The organism is Arthrobacter subterraneus (assembly GCF_900099735.1).
GTDB classification, from domain to species: Bacteria; Actinomycetota; Actinomycetes; order Actinomycetales; family Micrococcaceae; genus Arthrobacter_D; species Arthrobacter_D subterraneus.
In genome coordinates this window covers 74,752-93,774 of the sequence record NZ_FNDT01000009.1, presented here as the reverse complement: position 1 = coordinate 93,774, position 19,023 = coordinate 74,752, and the positions used below count along the sequence as shown (strand labels likewise).

General features: G+C 66.9%; 12 protein-coding genes. 4 read left to right on the top strand and 8 right to left on the bottom strand.

The genetic code is table 11. From position 1 onward, the window contains the following. Positions 1–4: 4 nt before the first annotated feature. Together BLS52_RS11170 and BLS52_RS11165 are read right to left on the bottom strand one after the other, a co-directional pair. Entirely contained in the window at positions 5–682 is a 678-nt protein-coding gene (locus BLS52_RS11170) for a DUF5998 family protein (RefSeq protein ID WP_090586787.1), read from the bottom strand. Positions 683–755: 73 nt separating this feature from the next. Then, positions 756–3,452, bottom strand: coding sequence for a bifunctional acetate--CoA ligase family protein/GNAT family N-acetyltransferase (locus tag BLS52_RS11165; protein WP_090586785.1), 2,697 nt, complete (start codon positions 3,450–3,452; stop codon positions 756–758). Positions 3,453–3,536: 84 nt separating this feature from the next. On the opposite strand from BLS52_RS11165, the gene BLS52_RS11160 reads away from it, so the two are divergent. Next, entirely contained in the window at positions 3,537–6,014 is a 2,478-nt protein-coding gene (locus BLS52_RS11160) for a DNA gyrase/topoisomerase IV subunit A (protein WP_090586784.1), read from the top strand. 29 nt (positions 6,015–6,043) lie between these two features. Here BLS52_RS11160 and BLS52_RS11155 read toward each other — a convergent pair whose 3' ends face one another. The 4 genes from BLS52_RS11155 to BLS52_RS11140 all read right to left on the bottom strand — a co-directional run bounded on the left by BLS52_RS11155 (position 6,044) and on the right by BLS52_RS11140 (position 13,201). Then, positions 6,044–7,024, bottom strand: coding sequence for a GNAT family N-acetyltransferase (locus tag BLS52_RS11155; RefSeq protein ID WP_245702821.1), 981 nt, complete (start codon positions 7,022–7,024; stop codon positions 6,044–6,046). Then, on the bottom strand, positions 7,011–10,505 hold the full coding sequence (gene cydD, locus BLS52_RS11150; RefSeq protein ID WP_175460153.1) for a thiol reductant ABC exporter subunit CydD: 3,495 nt from the start codon (positions 10,503–10,505) through the stop codon (positions 7,011–7,013). The genes BLS52_RS11155 and cydD overlap by 14 nt, the downstream gene beginning before the upstream one ends. Further along, positions 10,502–11,524 carry a cytochrome d ubiquinol oxidase subunit II gene (gene cydB, locus BLS52_RS11145; RefSeq protein ID WP_026545761.1) on the bottom strand — a complete coding sequence of 341 codons (1,023 nt, stop codon included), beginning with the start codon at positions 11,522–11,524 and terminating at the stop codon, positions 10,502–10,504. Before cydB ends, cydD begins: the two co-directional genes overlap by 4 nt. Before the next feature lie 102 nt (positions 11,525–11,626). Continuing rightward, positions 11,627–13,201 carry a cytochrome ubiquinol oxidase subunit I gene (locus BLS52_RS11140; protein ID WP_090586781.1) on the bottom strand — a complete coding sequence of 525 codons (1,575 nt, stop codon included), beginning with the start codon at positions 13,199–13,201 and terminating at the stop codon, positions 11,627–11,629. 210 nt (positions 13,202–13,411) lie between these two features. On the opposite strand from BLS52_RS11140, the gene BLS52_RS11135 reads away from it, so the two are divergent. Together BLS52_RS11135 and BLS52_RS11130 are read left to right on the top strand one after the other, a co-directional pair. Beyond that, the gene (locus BLS52_RS11135; RefSeq protein WP_026545763.1) at positions 13,412–13,783 is read left to right on the top strand and encodes a BlaI/MecI/CopY family transcriptional regulator; all 372 of its coding nucleotides are present in this window, start codon (positions 13,412–13,414) and stop codon (positions 13,781–13,783) included. Positions 13,784–13,789: 6 nt separating this feature from the next. Next, the gene (locus BLS52_RS11130; RefSeq protein ID WP_090586779.1) at positions 13,790–14,770 is read left to right on the top strand and encodes a M56 family metallopeptidase; all 981 of its coding nucleotides are present in this window, start codon (positions 13,790–13,792) and stop codon (positions 14,768–14,770) included. A gap of 45 nt (positions 14,771–14,815) precedes the next feature. Here the strand turns inward: BLS52_RS11130 and BLS52_RS11125 are convergent, their stop codons facing one another. Further along, positions 14,816–16,912 (bottom strand): DNA gyrase/topoisomerase IV subunit B, encoded by a 2,097-nt coding sequence (locus tag BLS52_RS11125; protein ID WP_090586777.1) that lies wholly within the window; start codon positions 16,910–16,912, stop codon positions 14,816–14,818. Positions 16,913–17,149: 237 nt separating this feature from the next. Between BLS52_RS11125 and BLS52_RS11120 the strand changes: the two genes are divergently transcribed. Then, positions 17,150–17,374 carry a DUF7455 domain-containing protein gene (locus BLS52_RS11120; RefSeq protein ID WP_026545766.1) on the top strand — a complete coding sequence of 75 codons (225 nt, stop codon included), beginning with the start codon at positions 17,150–17,152 and terminating at the stop codon, positions 17,372–17,374. 188 nt (positions 17,375–17,562) lie between these two features. Here BLS52_RS11120 and BLS52_RS11115 read toward each other — a convergent pair whose 3' ends face one another. After that, a complete protein-coding gene (locus BLS52_RS11115; RefSeq protein WP_090586775.1) occupies positions 17,563–18,795 on the bottom strand; it encodes an RNA polymerase sigma factor in 1,233 nt (410 codons plus the stop codon). Positions 18,796–19,023 lie beyond the last annotated feature (228 nt).

Below are 19,023 nucleotides of genomic sequence, written 5' to 3'. Positions count from 1 at the left end.
CGGATTACCGCCCGTGGTGGGCGCGGCTGAACCGGCTGGTCAGCCCGGGCTGCCTCCGGCTGGCACCCGGCTGGTTGACCACGACGCCGGCCACTGCCGGATTGGCGGTACTCACCGTGCGCAGGGCGCGGGCGAAGGACTTGGCATTCTGGACAGCCTGGAGCCCGTCCGCCTCCGCGCTGACCCGCAGGACGATGTCTTCCTGCGCAATGGTGCCGGTGTAACCGTGATCCGCGTCGCACTGCGGGTCTCCACAGCTGGCCGGCCCCATCTCCAGCCGCTGGCCGCCGGACCAGGCGATGCCCAGGGTGAGTTCGCGGACGGGATCGGAGGGCTTGTAGTTCTGCGGCTGGGCGTACTGGTAGCTGAGCACTACCGAGCGGATCTGGCTGACCGGAACGGACTCGGTGGAAACCTGCGCGGTGACCTGCTCGCCGGCGTCGTCCAGCTGCTGGTCATCAACGTGCGTCACCACCAGCATGTCCTCCGTCAGGACAAGGACGGTGATGTGCCGGCGGACCTCGGTCCGCTCGAAGTGGGTCTCCAGATGGACCACGTGGGAGAGCGGTTCCCTGCCGTCCAGGGCATCGTGGACGACGTCGGCCACCAGGCGCGGGTAGAAACCAGCTCGCTCCAGGGAGGCGTCCAGGTCGCGGCGTTCAGCCGACAGCGATGGAGTCATGCTATCCAGTGTGACTTATGGCGGCGGCGCACGCCTAACCGGGAGCACGCCGGTTCAGGACCATGGTGCGGGGTCAGTCCCGCATCGCCCGGCGGGCGCTGTCGGTGCGCTGCTGGGGATTTCCGACGCTGACTTCCGCGCTCAGGATCGCCAGGCCGGACGCGGACACCAGGACCGGATTGAACCGCAGCAGCGCAATCTCAGGATGCCGGTCCTTCAGCAGAGCGACGCGCAGGAGCAGGTCCTCGATGGCGGGAATGTCCACCGGCGGCAGGCCCTGGTAACCGAAGAGCCTCCTGCTGGCCCGGGGCGTCCTCACCAGATCCGCAACATCCACCGTGGTCAGCGGAGGAATGCCGTGCGCCCAGTCGTCAAGCAGGTTGACGGCGTCCCCTGCCAGGCCGAAGGAAATCACGGGCCCCAGGAGCGGGTCCTCGATCGCCCGGATGACGCACGCCTGCCCGGGCGGCGCCATGGCCTGGATTTCCAGGCCCGGGCTTCCGAAGGGACGGAGCTCGGCGCGCATGGCCTCGATCCCCGCCCGCAGTCCGGACTGGTCGCCGATGTTGAGCCGTACCCCGCCGAAGTCCAGCCTGTGCCGGAGGTTTTCCTCGACCGTCTTCAACGCCACAGGCCAGCCCAGCGCTTCGGCGGCCTCCAGGGCTTCCCCGATGGAATCGAATGGAATGGACGGCAGGACGCTGATGCCGTAGGCGCCGAGAAGCCTGCCGGCCTGCCCGCTGTCCAGGCGCCGCAGCCCGACATCCCTTACACCGGAGAGCACCTGCGCAAGCTGGGCGGCGGCGGCCTCCTCGTCGATCCCCTCAAGCTCCGCGAACACCCCATGCTCGCCGGCGCGCCAGCGGCTGTAACGCACGACGGCGCCCAGCGCCGACACGGCGGCCCCCGGACTGGCGAAGCACGGCACGGTGGCGTCCTCGTGATCGGACCCGCCGCCGGAACCGGACCGCAGGCCCTCCAGCTGCGCGGCGGGGTCCAGTACACCGGTGAAACAGGCGACCACGGCTTTTCCTGCCGCGCGGCCGCACCGATTCAGCACCGGCAGGATCGCTTCGGGGGCCAGCCCGACGGCGGGGATCAGCGTCAGGATGAGGGAAGACACGGCAGGATCCTCGAGCGCCTCCGTCAGCGCCTTCTCCAGCGCGGGCAGCGCCACGGACTGACCGCCGTCGAGTTCGAGGTGGGCATCCATCCGCACCACCTCGAGCTGCTGGGACCGGGCGGCGTCGGCGAGGACCTTTCCCAGTGCGAGGGAGTTGCTGAACACTGCGACGCCCGCGCCGTCGGGGACGGGCTGGCCCACCACTATCTGCGCCACGTCCATCAACTGCTCGTTCGTCTCGACGCGGATGACCCCGGACTGGCGGAGCATCGCGTCGAGTGCGCCGGCCGGCGCCTGGGTGGTGCGCACCGCATGGCCGGGAGGCAACTGCAGCCCCATGACGTCGGATTTGGCAACGATGACCGGCTTCATCCGGGAGAGCCTGCGTGCGATGCGTGAAAATTTGCGCGGGTTTCCGATGGACTCCAGGTACAGGGCCACCGCCCTGGTCCGCGGGTCGTCTTCCCAGTACTGCATGGCGTCGTTCCCGGACACGTCCGCCCGGTTGCCGGCCGACAGCGCCGAGGACAGGCCGAGCGAACGCCTGGCTGCGGCGGCATGGAGCATGACCCCGATCGCCGCGGACTGGCTGAACAGGCCGAGGCCGCCGGGGACCGGGAGTTCCGGGGCCATCGACGCATTCAACCGCACCGCAGGGTCCGTGTTGATGATGCCCAGCGACGCCGGTCCCACCACCCGCATGCCGTAGGAGCGGGCACAGTGCACCAGGGCACGCTGGCGCGAGAGTCCCTCGCCGTCGTCGTCGGCGAAGCCCGCCGTGGCAACCAGCAGTCCCTTCACACCGGCGCGTCCGCATTCCTCAACCACGGCGAGCACCTGGTCATAGGGCACGGCGATGACCGCAAGGTCAACCGGCCCGGGTACTTCCGCGATGGAGCCGTAGGCAACCATGCCGTTCAGTTCGAACGCCTCCGGATTGACCCCCGCCACCGGGCCGGTGAATCCGCCGTCGACAATGTGCTCGAGCAGGGAATACCCCACGCTCCCCCAGCTGCGGCTGGCCCCGATCACAGCAACCGACGACGGCGCCAGCAGGGTCTGCATGCTCCGCGCCTCCGCGCGGTGCTCCCGTGCCTCCATCACCGCACGGGACCGCTCGGTGGGATCGATATTGAAGTTGAGCTCCACCACGCCGTCATCGAACCGGCGCTCCACCTCGTAACCCGCTTCCGCGAAGACGGTAATCATCTTCCGGTTCTCGGGCAGCACCTCGGCCGTGAAGCGCCGGATTCCGTTTTCCCGTGCCGCCGCCGCGAGGTGTTCGAGCAGGATGGACCCCAGGCCCCTGCCCTGATAGGCGTCGGAGACATTGAAGGCGACTTCTGCCTCGTCAGGGTTGTCCAGGCGGTCGTAGCGGCCGATCCCGATGATGTCCTGGCCGCGCGTGACCACAAAGGCCACCCGGCCCACGTGGTCCACCTCGGTGAAGCGCTTGAGTTCCTTCTCGCTCAGGGAAGACTTGTAGGTGAAGAACCTCAGGTAGATGGAGTTCTGCGACTGCCGCATGTGGAACGCCTGCACAGCGTCCGCATCGTCGGGCGAGATCGGCCGGAGATGGCCCGTTGAGCCGTCCCGCAACACGACGTCCGCCTCCCAATATTCGGGGTATAGTCCCTGAGCCACCATAGACTCACACTAGTGGGCGGCTGCTTCTCCCGTCAGCAAGCATGCCTGCCGTCAACAATCAGCTGCCGAAGGACCCGACACACCATGGCCAGGCGCCAAGCCACACCACCGGATATGGATTACACCGAGAAGATCATCGACATCGATGTCACCTCCGAGATGGAAGGCTCCTTCCTGGAGTACGCCTACTCGGTGATCTATTCCCGCGCCCTCCCTGACGCCCGGGACGGGCTGAAGCCCGTGCAGCGCAGAATCCTGTACATGATGACGGACATGGGTCTGCGGCCGGACCGCGGGCACGTGAAATCCGCCCGGGTTGTCGGCGAGGTGATGGGCAAGCTCCACCCGCACGGTGACGCCGCCATCTACGACGCCATGGTGCGCATGGCTCAGAACTTCTCCCTCCGCCTCCCCCTCATTGACGGGCACGGAAACTTCGGTTCGCTCGACGACGGCCCTGCCGCCGCCCGCTACACCGAAGCGCGGCTCGCTCCGGCGGCACTGACCATGACCGACCACCTCGGTGAGGACGTGGTCGACTTCATTCCGAACTACGACAACCAGCTCACCCAGCCCGAGGTGCTCCCCGCCGCCTTCCCGAACCTCCTCGTCAACGGTGCAACGGGGATCGCTGTCGGCATGGCCACCAACATGGCCCCGCATAACCTCGGCGAGGTGATCGCCGCGGCCCGGCACCTGATCGACAACCCGGAGGCCACGCTCGAGGACATCATGCGCTTCGTGCCGGGTCCGGACCTCCCGAGCGGCGGAAGGATCGTCGGGCTGGATGGCATCCGGGACGCCTACGCGACCGGCAGGGGCTCCTTCAAGACCCGCGCCGCGGTTGAGGTCGAGCAGCTCTCCGCCCGGCGCACCGGCCTGGTGGTCACCGAACTGCCGTACATGGTGGGCCCTGAGAAGGTGATCGAAAAGATCAAGGATGCCGTAACGGCAAAGAAGCTGCAGGGCATCTCCGACATCGTCGACCTGACGGACCGGACGCACGGACTGCGGCTGGTCATTGAGCTGAAGAACGGATTCAACCCGAACGCGGTGCTGGCGCAGCTGTACCGGTATTCGCCGATGGAGGACTCCTTCGGCATCAACAATGTGACCCTCGTTGACGGCCAGCCCCGCACCCTGGGGCTCGTGGAACTGCTGCAGGTATACATCAGCCACCGGATTTCCGTGGTCCGGCGCCGCACGTCCTACCGGCTCGCGAAGAAGAAGGACCGCCTCCACCTCGTGGAGGGCCTGCTGATCGCCATCGTGGACATCGATGAGGTCATCCAGATCATCCGGTCCTCGGACGAGGCGGCGGCAGCCAGGACCAGGCTCATGTCCATCTACGACCTGACGGAAATCCAGGCCAACTACATTCTCGAGCTCCGCCTGCGTCAGCTCACCAAGTACTCCCGCATCGAGCTGGAGAAGGAGCAGGACGAGCTGCGCCGGGAAATCGCCGAACTCGAAGAGATCCTGGGGTCGGAGCAGAGGCTGCGCGCGCTGGTCTCCGATGAGCTCGCTGCTGTTGCTGAGCAGTTCGCCACGCCGCGGCGCACGGTTCTGCTGGAATCGGAGGCGAGCGCTCCGCTGAAGGGCACCGTTCTGCCCAGCCCTGCAGGCAACGGCGCCAAGGCACCGCTGGCCCTGGAGATCGCCGATGACCCGTGCTGGGTCATCCTCTCCACGTGCGGGCAGCTGGCGCGCACCACCGGCCGGGAGCAGATCAGCGACGGCGGACAGCGGGTGAAACACGACGCCTTCACGTCGGTGGTGGCAACCACTGCACGCGCAGAAATAGGCGCCCTGACCTCGTCCGGACGCATGGTGCGGCTACAGGTCGTGGACATGCCGGCGCTACCGCCCACCAACGGAATCCCCAACCTGGCCGGCGGAGTCTCCGTCAAGGAGTTCATCACCCTTGAGCGCGGCGAGGTGCTGGTGGGGCTGGTTCCCCTGGACAAGCCTTTTGCGCTCGGCACCGCCCAGGGCGTTGTCAAGCGGGTGGTCCCCGACTACCCGCTCAACCGGGACGATTGGGAGGCAGTCACCCTCAAACCGAAAGACAGCGTCGTGGGCCTCGCGGCTGCGGATGATGCCGACGACCTCGTCTTCATTACCAGGGAAGCACAGCTGCTGCGGTTCCCTGCCTCCCTGGTGCGGCCGCAGGGACGCCTGGCCGGCGGCGTGGCGGGCATCAAGCTGGCCGAGCGCGACGCCGTCGTGTTCTTCGGTGCCGTGCGCGCGCAGGATCCTGCCGCCGTCGTGGTGACCATTGCTGCCGGCAGCGAGTCCCTGCCGGGAACCGTGCCCGGTTCCGTCAAGGTGACGGAGTTCAGCGAATACCCGGCGAAGGGCAGGGCGACCGGGGGCGTGCGGTGCCACCGTTTCCTGAAGGGTGAGGACCATCTGAGCCTCGCGTGGGCAGGGCACGGGCCGGCGCGGGCCGTCTCTGCCACCGGCGTTGCGCGTGCACTGCCGACAGAGCACGGCCGGCGCGATGGTTCAGGTGTGGCGCTGTCACAGCCGGTGGACGCCATCGGGCCAAACCCGGTGTAGCCCGGGCGGATGCCCGGATCCCGGCGGCTTCAGAGACTGCGCTCGAACGCCATCGAGCGGCGGGTAGGGGTGTAGCCCAGGCGTTCGTACAGTCCGAGGGCGCCGGACGGGTTCTCGGTGTCCACGCCGAGCCCGGCATTCTCCATGCCGTCGGCCTTGAATCTGCGCATCGCTTCGGTGAGGAGTGCCGGCGCCAGCCGCCGGCCGCGCCAGGCGCGCCTGACCCCCAGGAGATCGGTATAGCCTTCGCTGTGTCCCACCAGTTCCCTGGACTCCGGGTCGTAGCTGGCGATCTGGTAGGCGGCGACCTCATCAGAAGAGGAATCGATCACCGCGAGGCTCCAGTCCGGCCGGAACTCGGGGTGGGTCACCGTGTAGTGCCAGCTTTCCTCGTCGCGGGGTTCGCTTCCCCAGTGGTCCTGGAAGGCTTCATTGTGGGCCAGGCGCACTGCTTCCGAGAGATCGTCGCTGAAGGTGGCGATTTCGAATTCCGGATCCAGCTCCACTTCGGGGATGTCAGCGGCCAGGCCCCTGGTCATCTCCGTGAACCAGCGCACGATGGTGTTACCGGCAGCCGTCATGAGCGCCTGATGGCCGGTGTTGCTTTCCTCGACGTAGGTGCGGACCACACCTCCCGTGATTCCCGCGTCAGCGAACCGCCTGCGGGTCCGCTCGATCTGCCACTCATGGACGGCGCGGCCTATTCCACGGCGGCGCCATGCAGGGTCAACCCCGCCGAAGGCGTGCGCAAGGCTGGACCCTGCATTGGCACTGATCCGACCGAAGGCGCGCGGTATTCCAGCGGTGTCGAAACCCATCACCGTGTCCAGCGCCGGATTGTTCTTGGACGCGTGCAGCACTTCCTCGAGATCGGCGCGCTGCTCGATCCAGTCCGGCTTGTCCTCCCCGGCCATGCGGCGCAGCAGGGCCTCCCAGCCGTCGATGTCCGCGTCCGTGATCGCCCGCCAGCTCAGCTGCTGGTCGGGTGGTGTCAGCTCAGGAGTAGGCATGCTCCCAGCGTAGGTGATTGCCCTGGCCACCGGCGGAAAGCTCGACGCCGGTGTCACAGCGCAGTGCCTCCGCCCGGTCATGCGTGACAAGCAGTACGGGGCGTTCGCCCAGGCCGGCACGCAGGTCCCGCAGGAGCCCGGCGGCGCCGTCGGAATCGAGGTGCGCTGTGGGTTCATCGAGGATCAGGGCCGGCGCCGGTGTAAGCAGTGCGCGGGCCACCGCGAGACGCTGCCGCTCACCGCCCGACAGCCTGCTCCCACCGGCTCCGATCCTGGCCTCCAGGCCCCCGCCGCGCCGCCGCACCGTGTCCGCCAGCCCGACGGCGTCCAGGACGCGCCAGAGGTCGTCTTCGGTCGCCGGTTGATCGGCGCAGGCGAGGAGCAGGTTCGCCCGCACTGTCGAATCGAACAGGTAGCCATCCTGCGGGCACCAGGCGGGCCGGACCGGAACGTGCGCCGGTCCGTGAGCCTCGGCCGCGGCCAGGAACCTGCCCCGGCTGAGCGGCAGGAAGCCGAGCAGTGCTCCGATCAGCGTGGATTTGCCGCTCCCCGAAGGGCCCGTCAGCGCCGTCCAGGAACCTTTGCGGATCTCGAGTGTCACACCCTGGACCACGTCGACCCCGGGCTCGTAGCCGACTGCGGCATCGACCAGGGCCAGCGCCGGCGCCCCGGCTTCGCACACCGTTTCCGCTTCAGGGAAACGGTCGACCGGCCGTTGCGCGGAAGTGTCTTCCAGGTGCTCGTCGAGCCGCCCCGCAACTGCTCCGAAGGGCGCCCACTGCTGGACGGCGGCCACGCCGAGCCCCAGCGGCTCGATGAGCGCAAGCTGCATCAGGACGACGACGGCCACCACCTCGGCGGACTGCCCGCCCGAACCGGTGAGGATCGCGATCGCGGCGGTGGTGCAGCCGAGGATGACGAGCGCCTGTCCGATGCCGGCGGCCCACGAGGTGCGCCGCAGGCCGCGGGCTGCGTGGTATTCCAGCTGCGCCAGGCGGTCCAGTGCCCTGTGGGACAGCCCGTTCACGCTGACGTCGCGCGCAGCCCGCAGCAGGCCGGTGGTTTCCGCGAGGGAGGCGGCCCGCAGCGCGATTCCCGCCGCTCCCGCCCTGCGTTCTGCGAGCAGCGCGGCGGCCGGTGCGGCCAGTAACCCCATCAGGGTCCCGAAGAGCTGCCAGCCGAGAGCTGACGGCAGGAGCAGCGCCGTCGTGATCAGTGCGGCAAAGCCGGTGAAGACGGCAGTGAGCGGAGGGAAGACTGCCCGCGCAGCCGTGTCGCGCAACTCGTCGATATCTCCCACGAGGCGTTCGATGCCGCCTGAACCACGGGAGAGAGAACGCCAGGACTCCGCCCTGCCGAGCAGCGCCTGCCACAGCCGGACCCGGATGCTGTCGGCGCTCTGAAGGATACTGCCGTGCAGCCAGAGCCTCTCGCAGTAGCGCAGCAACGACCGGCCGATGCCGAAGAAGCGCACTCCAACAATGGCGGCGAGCAGGTAGAGGATGGGCGGCTGCTCGGACGCGCGGACGATCAGCCAGCCCGAGAGCGCTGTGAGTGCGACGGCGAAGGCGGAGGAGCCCGTCCCGAACGCCAGGGCCGCCAGGAACCGCGGCGACCAGGGACGCACCAGGGCAAGCGCACGTAGGGCCGTCCGCAGACCGGTGCCGAGATTCCCGCCGCCGGGCTGGAGCCTGCTGTTCGCGCCGGGCCGCTGGGGCAAGGCCCGCGCGTCGGCCGGCTCAGGACGCTCCCGTTGCCCGTCCTCTTCCAAGCGGGCGGGCGGACAGAGCGCTGCCTCGCCCGCGTTGCTGCCGGATACGCCCACCCGATGGGTGTGCTCTACAGACCCGGCCGCCCGGACCGGAATTCCCAGGTCAATGGTGGTGTCGGCGAGCGCGGCTGTTGCCTCATCGTGCGCGATGAGGAGCACCGTCACAGTCCCGCTCAGCCGTCGAACAGTGTCCCGGATGGTGTCCGAGGTGGCCTCGTCGACGTGGGCTGTCGGCTCATCGAGCAGAAGGGTTCCGCCGTCCGGCCCCAGGCGCAGCAGTGCGCGCGCAAGCGCGAGGCGTCGCAGCTCGCCGGGGCTGAGTTCCCCCGTGGACCTGCCGAGCAGCTGCGGGCCGCCTACCGCTGCCAGCGCCGCGGCGAGGGACTCTTCACGGGGTTGCATGCCGGGCGCGGAAGCGGCATAGAAGGCGAGTTCGTCACGGACAGTGCCCATCAGCGGCTCCGGGTGTTGGGGCACCCACGCGAGCCGTCCGGGAAGCGGCTGGACTGTCCCTTCCACCTGCAGCCCGGGCTGCCGCACTCCCGCGAGCAGGCCCATGAGCGTGGACTTCCCCGAGCCGCTGGCGCCGCGCAGGGCGGTAACTGACCCGGCGGCCAGTGTGAAGCTGAGACCGCTCACCAGGGGCGCCTCTGCGCTGTCGAACCGGAGGGTGAGGTTCTGCGCACCGGCGGGACCGCCGTCGTACTGTGTGCGGGCGGCTTCTGTCCCGCCCGCGGTAGGTACCCTTGTCCAGCCGGCGGCGGGCGCATCGATGATCGTCCGGACGCTGCGCCCTACCGCAAGGCCGTCGTCGCTTGCGTGGTGCGCGGCGCCGAGATCCCGCAGGGGCAGGTAGCACTCGGGCGCGAGGATGAGGGCGAGCAACCCGACCTCGAGCCCCACCTCACCATGGATGAGGCGCACCCCGACGAACACGGCGACGACGGCGACCGAGATGGTGCTGATGAGCTCCAGAGCCAGCGAGGACAGGAACGCGACCCGCAGGGTTTCCATCGTCCGCCGCGAATAGCCGGCGCCGATGTCCTGGAGCGCACGGGTCTGGGCGCTGGCACGGCCCAGCCCCACCAGCGCCGGCAGCCCCCGGGCCAGTTCCAGCAGGTGGTCGGAGAGCCGGTCCAGCGACGCTCGGGCCTCGGCTGTCCGGTCCTGGGTATGCCAGCCGATGAGCACCATGAAGACCGGGATCAGTGGGATGGTGAGGACAATGACGACGGCGCTCACCCAGTCAGCGGCCAGGATCCGCGCCCCGACGAGGGGCGGAACCACCGCGCACGTGATCAGAGCCGGCAGGTACTGGGTGTGGTACTTGTCGAGCCCGTCCAGGCCGCGTGTGAGCAGCACGCTGAGCGCACCGGTCCCGTATGTGGCGCCCGGCGGGCCGCCATCGGCGAGTACGCGCTCCAGAGCTTCGCGGCGCAGCCGTTCCTTCACCCCGTGCGCCAGGCGCTGGGCGGTGCCCTGCTGCGCCCAGGCGGCGACAGCGCGGAGCGCTGCCCCTGCGAGCCCCAGCCAGAGGAGGTCCGTACCCGGCACAACACCGGCGGCGAGCGCTGCGATGCCCCGGGCAAGGGCTTCCGCGACCAGGACCAGGCCGGCTGCCTTGGCCGCGGCAAGAATACCCAGGATGTAGATGGGCGCGGCCGGAACAGCGGTGCCGGCGGGGCCCCTGGCCAGGAACCGCTCGATCACAGCGGGATTACCGAGTGGGCGTCCGGGATGCTCTGCTCGGTGACCCGTTTCCGGAAGACCCAGTACGTCCACCCCTGGTAGGCGAGCACCAGCGGAACGCCGAGCGCGGCGACGATGCTCATCAGGCCGAGGGTGTACGGCGAGCTGGAAGCGTTCACCACGGTGAGGTTGAACGCCTCGCTGATCGTTGAGGGCAGCACCACCGGGTACACGGAACCGAAGATGCAGGCCAGCGACGACGCGAGCGCCACGCCCAGCCAGAGAAAACCCCACCCGTCACGGGAGGACCGCTCGGCGAACCACGAGGCTGCGGCAGCCGCCACCGCGAGGAGAAGGGCGAGCCCGGTCCAGACCGTTCCACCGGCAACGTAGATCTTCGCCGCCCAGAAGAGCAGCGGCACCAGCGCGAACGGCAGCAGCCTCACCAGCAGGCGCCGCGCCCGCTCCCGGATGGGACCGTCAGTCTTGAGGACCAGGAACGCCAGCGCGTGGGCGAGGCAGAAGAGGACGACGGCGGCCGCGCCGAGCAGTGCATCGAACGTCAGCCACGCAAACGGGCCGCCCACCCGGTCCCCGTTTTCGTTGAGCGGCAGGCCGGTGGTGGTCAGGGCGAGCGCTGCGCCGATCCCGGCCGCGGAGGTGAATGAGCCGAGGAAGATCGCCCGGTCCCAATGCCCGCGCCAGCGCTCGCTGTTCATCTTCCCGCGGTACTCAAAAGCAACGGCACGGAAGATGAGGGCCAGCAGTACAAAGACGAACGGGAGGTACAGCGTGGAGAGCAGCGAGGCGTACCAGAGCGGGAAAGCCGCGAGGGTTGCCCCGACGGCGGTGACCAGCCATACCTCGTTGCCGTCCCAGACCGGTCCCACGGTGTTGAGGAGCACCCTCCGTTCGCGGTCGGTCCGGGCGAACAGTTTCATCAGCATGCCGACGCCGAGGTCGAATCCCTCAAGGAAGAGATAGCCGGTCCACAGCACTGCGATCAGGATGAACCAGAGGGTGGGAAGCATGTCGGTCATGCGCGGGATTCCTTTCCGCGGGACGGGGGCCGGTTCGGCAGGTGACGAGGTGTGGGCTCAGCAGATGGGGACCCACCAGCCAAAGGCTCAGTAGGCAAAGGCTCAGTAGGCGAAGGCGAGGACATCGTCGTCGTCCTTTCCGTGCGGGCCACCGTCGTCGTCGTGCTTCTCGGCCAGCTCCGGCATGGCGGAGGCAACCCCGCCCCGCACGTAGATGACCAGCAGCTTCACTTCGACAACCAGCAGCACCGCGTACACGAGCGTGAGCGCGATCAGCGAAAAGACGAGTTCCGCCAGGGAAACCCCCGGTGACACTGCCGCCGCCGTGAACATGAATACCCCGTCGATGCCGCTGGGATCCGGGTTCGGAGCAACGACGAACGGTTGGCGGCCCATTTCCGTGAAAATCCAGCCGGCCGAGTTGGCTCCGAACGGCGCCAGGATCCCGAAGACGGCCAGGCGCATCAGCCAGCGCGATTCGGGGACCGTTCCCTTCCGCAGGATCCACAGGGCCACCAGTGCGGCGAAGGCCGCCAGCCCGCCGAACCCGATCATGATCCGGAAGCCCCAGTAGGTGACCTCCATGACCGGCAGGTAGTCGATGGTCATGCCTGCGCGCTCGCCGTAAATGGGGTCATCGGGCAGGGTCTTGCCGTATTTTTCCTGGTACTCCGGCAGGAGGGTGTTGACGCCCTTGACCTCGGTGGTGAAATCGCCGTTGGCCAGGAAGGACAGCAGGCCCGGCACCTCGAAGACCGCGACAATGTCATCGCAGTCCTGCGAGCCGAGGTTGCCGACCGAGAGGACCGAGAAACCCGTGCCGTCGTGGCAGGCCGCTTCCGCTGCCGCCATCTTCATGGGCTGCTGTTCGAACATCAGCTTTGCCTGCAGATCCCCGGAAACCGCGGTTCCGGCGAAAGAGACAAGCGCGACGACGGCGCCGATGCGTGCCGAGCGCAGCCAGACGCGGTGGTCGATAACTCCGCGCGAACGGGTGGAGGCTCCGCCGATGATCACCGCGCCGTCGTCGTCGACCGTGTCCAGGCCGTCCCGGCGCCGCTTCCAGAGGTGGTACCAGGCGATGCCGAGAAGGAAACCGCCCGCTACGGCGAGGGCGCCGAACACCGTGTGGGTGAAGGCAACCAGCGCGGTGTTGTTGGTGAAAACCGCCCAGGCGTCCACCATCCGGGCACGTCCGTCCACAAGTTCCACGCCGACCGGGTGCTGCATCCAGGAGTTCGCAACGATGATGAAGTAGGCGGAGAACACGGAGGCCAGGACCGCCGCCCAGAGGGAGCCGAGGTGGAGGATGCGGGGCAGCCGCTGCCACCCGAAGATCCACAGGCCCAGGAAGGTCGACTCGACGAAGAAGGCCAGCAGCGCCTCCATGGCCAGCGGTGCCCCGAAGACGTCCCCGACAAACCGGCTGTATTCGCTCCAGGCAAGCCCGAACTGGAATTCCTGCACCAAACCGGTAGCCACGCCCATGATGAAGTTGATGAGGAACAGCTTCCCCCAGAACTTCGTCATGCGCAGGTAGTGTTCCTGGCCGGTCCGGAACCAGAGGGTCTGCATCACGGCGACGAGAAGACCCAGTCCGATCGTCAGTGGAACCATCAGGAAGTGGTAGACGGTGGTGATGCCGAACTGCCACCGGGCAATCTCGAGTGCTTCCACGGTTCCTCTATTCATCCGGAACAGGACTACAGCAAGTTTTCTACAGGCTGTAGAAAGATTTCTTCTACACATCGTAGAACAACTTTTCCCTCCACTTCTACATGGCGTAGAACCTTGCGCGAAAAAGTTGTAGATTAGGAGTTGCCGGTACCGGGATTGCATCGCAATACACCCGTCGGCCGGCATCGGGAAATCAACAAAGGAATAAGAATGGCCACGCTCGGTGAACTCGAACGCACAGTGATGGACCTGCTGTGGGGCACCCAGGAGGCCATGACCGCCAATGCTCTTCGTGATGCTCTGGCCCTTGCGCCGGAGGGGACCACGGAGGGCAAGGAACTCGCGGTCACCACTGTGCTGACCGTACTGTCCCGGCTGGAGAAAAAAGGGTTGGTGGAGCGTGAACGGGACACCCGCCCTCACCGCTACCGCGCGGTGACCAGCCGCGAAGACCACACCGCTGAACTCATGCATGAGGTACTGGTGACGGCCCCTGACCGTGAGGCAGTGCTCGCCCGGTTCATCGGCAGTGTTTCCGAGAGCGAGGCCCGCACCCTCCGACGGCTCCTGGGCAGCAGCTAACCTCCCATGTTCTGGGCCTCCCACTTCCTGGCCGCGCTTGCCGTGGTCCTGGCGTGGCCTGCGCCGATCGCGCTGTCACGGGCCCAGTGGCCTTCACGCTCGCCGTTCACAGCGATGATCCTGTGGCAGGCCATCGCGCTGGCCGGCGGTCTCTCGATGATCGGCGCCATGCTGGTCTGGGGCCTGGAACCTCTCGGAGACAATCTCCTTCAGGCGCTGCGCGGGCTGTGGGACGTGATGGTGAACAACCGGCCGGCGGACACCCTGGGCCTGGTCCACGTCTTTGCCCTCAGTGCGGCGAGCCTGCTGACCGCGCATCTTGTCTTCACGCTGCTCATCACCTACGCCCGGATCAGGGCTCAAAGGCGCCGGCACCGCAATCTGCTGAACCTGCTGAGCTCACCGTCACGCACCAGCCCCTCCACTCTCGTGATCAAGCACCCGTCACCCGTTGCCTACTGCCTTCCGGGAGGGGCGCGCTCGGTCACGGTCCTCTCGGACGGCCTGATGGGCCTGCTCTCGGACGAGGAACTGCGGGCAGTGCTCCTGCATGAACGGGCCCACCTGAGCCAGCGGCATCACCTGCTGTTGTGGGCATTCGCAGCATGGCGTGCCGCACTCCCCTGGCTCCCGACGTCGCGGCTGGCCCAGCGTGCGGTCAACGAACTCATCGAGATGCTGGCCGACGATGTGGCGGTCAAACAGGTGGACCATGAAACCCTGGTCGGCGCCATCGCCGTCGTCGCTACCGGGCGGCATGGTCCGGGTACCGAAACACCGGCACCGTCCGACGCCGGGATGGACCCGGAATCCGACGCCGAATCCGACGCCGACGACGGCTCCCTTTCGACTGTTCACCGGCTGCGCCGGCTGCTGCAGCCACAGCGGCCGCTTACTCCCGTCCAGCAATTTGCGGCGTTGGGAACCTCGGCCCTGCTGCTCACCGTTCCGACAGCGCTGCTGATAGCGCCCGGTTTGCTCGGCTGATTCCTTCGGGCTTCCTTGGGGCCGCCGCTGCAGGAGCTTTCCCGGTCAGGCGTCGATCCGCTCGCGGTCAAGGGACGCTGCTCCAGCAACAATGAAGTCCTTCCGCGGAGCGACATCACTGCCCATCAGCAGGTCAAAGACCCGCTCCGCCGCTTCGGCCTCCTGGATCCGGACCCTGCGCAAAGTGCGGTGGCGGGGATCCATGGTGGTTTCCGCCAGCTGTCCCGCGTCCATCTCCCCCAGCCCCTTGTAGCGCTGGATGGGCTCCTTGTAGCGTTTGCCCTCCCGTTCGAGGGTGGCAAGCAGCCGATGCAGCTCCTGGTCGGAGTAGGTATAAACGGTCTCGTTGGCCTTGCTGCCTGCGTTGAGGATTTCAACCCGGTGCAGCGGCGGGACAGCGGCGAAGACCCGGCCGGCATCCACGAGCGGGCGCATGTACCTGAAGAACAACGTGAGCAGCAGGGTGCGGATGTGCGCACCGTCTACATCGGCGTCAGTCATGAGGATGACCTTGCCGTAGCGGGCAGCATCCAACTGGAAGCTGCGGCCCGAGCCGGCACCGACCACCTGGATCAGTGCGGCGCACTCGGCATTGGAGAGCATGTCACCGACCGAGGCCTTCTGCACGTTCAGGATTTTCCCGCGGATGGGAAGCAGCGCCTGGTAATCGGAGGAGCGGGCCAGTTTGGCTGTTCCCAGCGCGCTGTCACCCTCGACGATGAAAAGCTCGGAGCGGTCGGAGTCGTCAATGCGGCAGTCGGCCAGCTTCGTGGGCATGGAGGAGGTCTCCAGCGCGTTCTTCCGGCGCTGGGTCTCCTTGTGCACCCGGGCGGACACGCGGGACTTCATTTCGGCGACGACCTTTTCAAGGAGGAGAGCCGCCTGGGCCTTGTCTCCGCGCGCCGGGGAACTCAGCCGGGCCTGGATCTGCGTTTCGACCACTTTCGCCACGATCGCCCGTACCGCCGAGGTTCCAAGGATTTCCTTCGTCTGGCCTTCGAACTGCGGCTCAGCCAGGCGTACGGTAAGGACAGCGGTGAGGCCGGCGAAGACATCGTCCTTCTCCAGCTTGTCGTTACCCGCCTTGAGCTTGCGCGCGTTGGATTCGACTGCTTTACGGAAGGTTTTCAGCAGTGCCTGCTCGAAGCCCGCCTGGTGGGTTCCGCCCTTGGGCGTGGCGATGATATTGACGAAGCTCTTGACCGTTGTGTCATAGCCGATGCCCCAGCGGAGCGCGATGTCCACCTCGCAGTCACGCTCGATCTCCGTGATCCGGCTGTGGCCCTGCTCGTCGAGAACGGGCACGGATTCCTTGAACCGGCCGGAACCCTGCAGGCGCCACACGTCGGTGACCCCGTGATCAATGGCGAGGAATTCAGCGAACTCGGAAATGCCGCCGTCGTGCTGGAAGACTTCCTCGACCACCCCGTCGGTGCCGGGCAGGGCGCGTTCGTCCCGCAGCGTCAGGCGCAGTCCGGGCACGAGGAATGATGTCTGGCGCGCACGCGCCTGCAGTTCCTCGTAGGAGAACTTGGCGTCGGGGGTGAAGATCTGGCGGTCCGCCCAGTACCGGATCCTGGTCCCGGTCACTCCCCGTTTGGCAGAGCCCACCACTTCGAGGCGGGAGCTGTCTACAAACGGGGCGAATTTTGCTGTCGGTGAGGGCTTGCTTCCGTCCGCGAAGCGCCCCGGCTCGCCCCTGCGGAAGGACATCTGGTACGTCTTGCCTCCCCGGTCCACCTGCACGTCGAGCCGGGCGGAGAGCGCGTTGACCACACTCGCGCCGACACCGTGGAGGCCGCCCGAGGCGGTGTAGGAGCCGCCACCGAACTTTCCGCCGGCGTGCAGCTTGGTGAAGACCACCTCGACTCCGCTGAGCCCTGTCTTGGGTTCCGCGTCCACCGGTATTCCACGGCCGTCGTCGTGCACCTCAACCGAGCCGTCAGCGTGGAGGATGACGGTGATGTTCTGGCCGTGCCCGGCGAGCGCCTCGTCGACGGAGTTATCGATGATTTCCCACAGGCAGTGCATCAGCCCGCGTGAGTCGGTGGATCCGATGTACATTCCGGGGCGCTTGCGTACCGCCTCAAGTCCCTCGAGTACGGAAAGATGGCGGGCTGTGTATTCAGAGCTGGGGGCCACTTCCTTGGAAACTCCTTGGGATTGCGGTCTGTCTCAGGCGGAACTGCGGCCGGGGGCGGCGCGCCTCACCAAGCATATTCCCTTGTGCGCGCTAAGAACCGCAGGCGTGCCGGGCTCTCCGGATGATCCTCAGCCCTGCCCGCGGACGTACGCGCTCAGCGAAAGCACACCCAGCCTGCGAAGAAACGGCGACGAATAGTGGTTATATGAACTACAGGAACCACTAAGGAGGCATCCATGACCACAGCTACAGCAACCCGTGAGCTGACCGCGCTGCACCGTTGTGACCGGTGCGGAGCCCAGGCGTATGTGCGCGCAGTCCTTCAGTCCTCCGGTGGTGAGCTTCTCTTCTGCGGGCACCACGCCCGTTCCGTCGAGAGCACTCTCCGGCCGCAGACTTCAGAGTGGCAGGATGAGACTTCCAGGCTGACCGAGAAGGCGCAGAGCGTCGTAGAAGCGTAGTCGCCCGGTTCGCCCCCCGGGCAGCGCAGCGCAGAGCCGGCCTCCTCACCCGAGGCCCGATAGACAGGAAGAACCCCCTCCGCGGAGGGGGTTCTTCCTGTCTATCGGGCCATGTTCGGTCTATCGGTACATGTTCGGCGAGCGGCGTTCGGCCCGGCTTCCTGCCGGGAAGCCGGCGCCCGCGAATCCTAGTCGAGGTAGTCGCGCAGCACCTGCGACCGGGAGGGGTGCCGCAGCTTTGACATCGTCTTGGACTCTATCTGGCGGATGCGTTCACGGGTGACTCCGTAGACCTTGCCGATCTCGTCGAGCGTCTTCGGTTGACCGTCGGTCAGGCCGAACCGCATGGCCACGACGCCGGCCTCACGCTCGGAGAGGGTGTCCAGCACGGAGTGCAGCTGCTCCTGCAGAAGCGTGAAGCTGACGGCGTCGGCCGGGACAACGGCCTCCGAATCCTCAATGAGATCGCCGAACTCGGAATCTCCGTCTTCGCCCAGCGGCGTGTGCAGCGAAATGGGCTCGCGACCGTACTTCTGAACCTCGACGACCTTCTCCGGGGTCATGTCGAGTTCCAGGGCCAGTTCCTCCGGTGTGGGCTCCCGGCCCAGGTCCTGGAGCATCTGGCGCTGGACACGGGCCAGCTTGTTGATGACTTCCACCATGTGCACCGGAATACGGATGGTCCGTGCCTGGTCCGCCATGGCGCGGGTGATCGCCTGGCGGATCCACCACGTTGCATAGGTGGAGAACTTGAAGCCCTTGGTGTAGTCAAACTTCTCCACCGCCCGGATGAGGCCCAGGTTTCCTTCCTGGATCAGGTCGAGGAAAAGCATACCGCGGCCGGTGTAACGCTTGGCGAGTGAAACCACCAGACGAAGGTTGGCCTCCAGCAGGTGGTTCTTGGCGCGCTTTCCGTCATGGATGACCCATTCCAGTTCACGCCGCAATTTCGGGTCGATGTTCCCATTGGCTGCCAGCTTCTCTTCCGCAAAGAGTCCGGCCTCAATCCGCAGGGCGAGATCGACTTCCTGTTCAGCGTTGAGCAGTGCGACCTTACCGATTTGCTTCAGGTAATCCTTGACCGGATCGGCGGTGGCGCCAGCAGAAACGACCTGCTGCGCCGGAGCGTCATCGTCATCCGCATCCGAGTAGACGAATCCGCTGCCTGTAGAGGCTTCTGCGACCTCGGGCTCCGCTGCATCCGTCTCAAGGTCTGCGGCGGGCTCGGCGTCCTGCTCAGGCAGGTCCTCTTCGGGCGCAGAGTCAGGAGCCTTCGTGTCTACGGCGGCCGCGTTTGCCCCGCGCTTTGCACCACGCGTGGCAGCGGTCTTCGACGCCGCTTTCGCGGCAGGGGCTTTGCGCTTGGTCGCAGTTGTACCGGGTTCTGATAACACCGGTGCTGTTGTCTTCTTGGCCGACACTGAGAACCTTTCATACGGCGGTTTGCGGCGCCGCCAAGGGGGCAACACCACTATGACCCTGTCAAGTCCGTGTTGAGATCAGACCTGTCAGCAGAAACTGTCCGTACCTGCAACAGCTCCGCCGATTGCGCTATTCCCTCGCGGCCGTTCGGTGGTGTCAACACCCACGTTCACGGGATCTGCAGCGCATCAATCTGAAACACGAACCCAACCGGGTCTCGGTTCCAT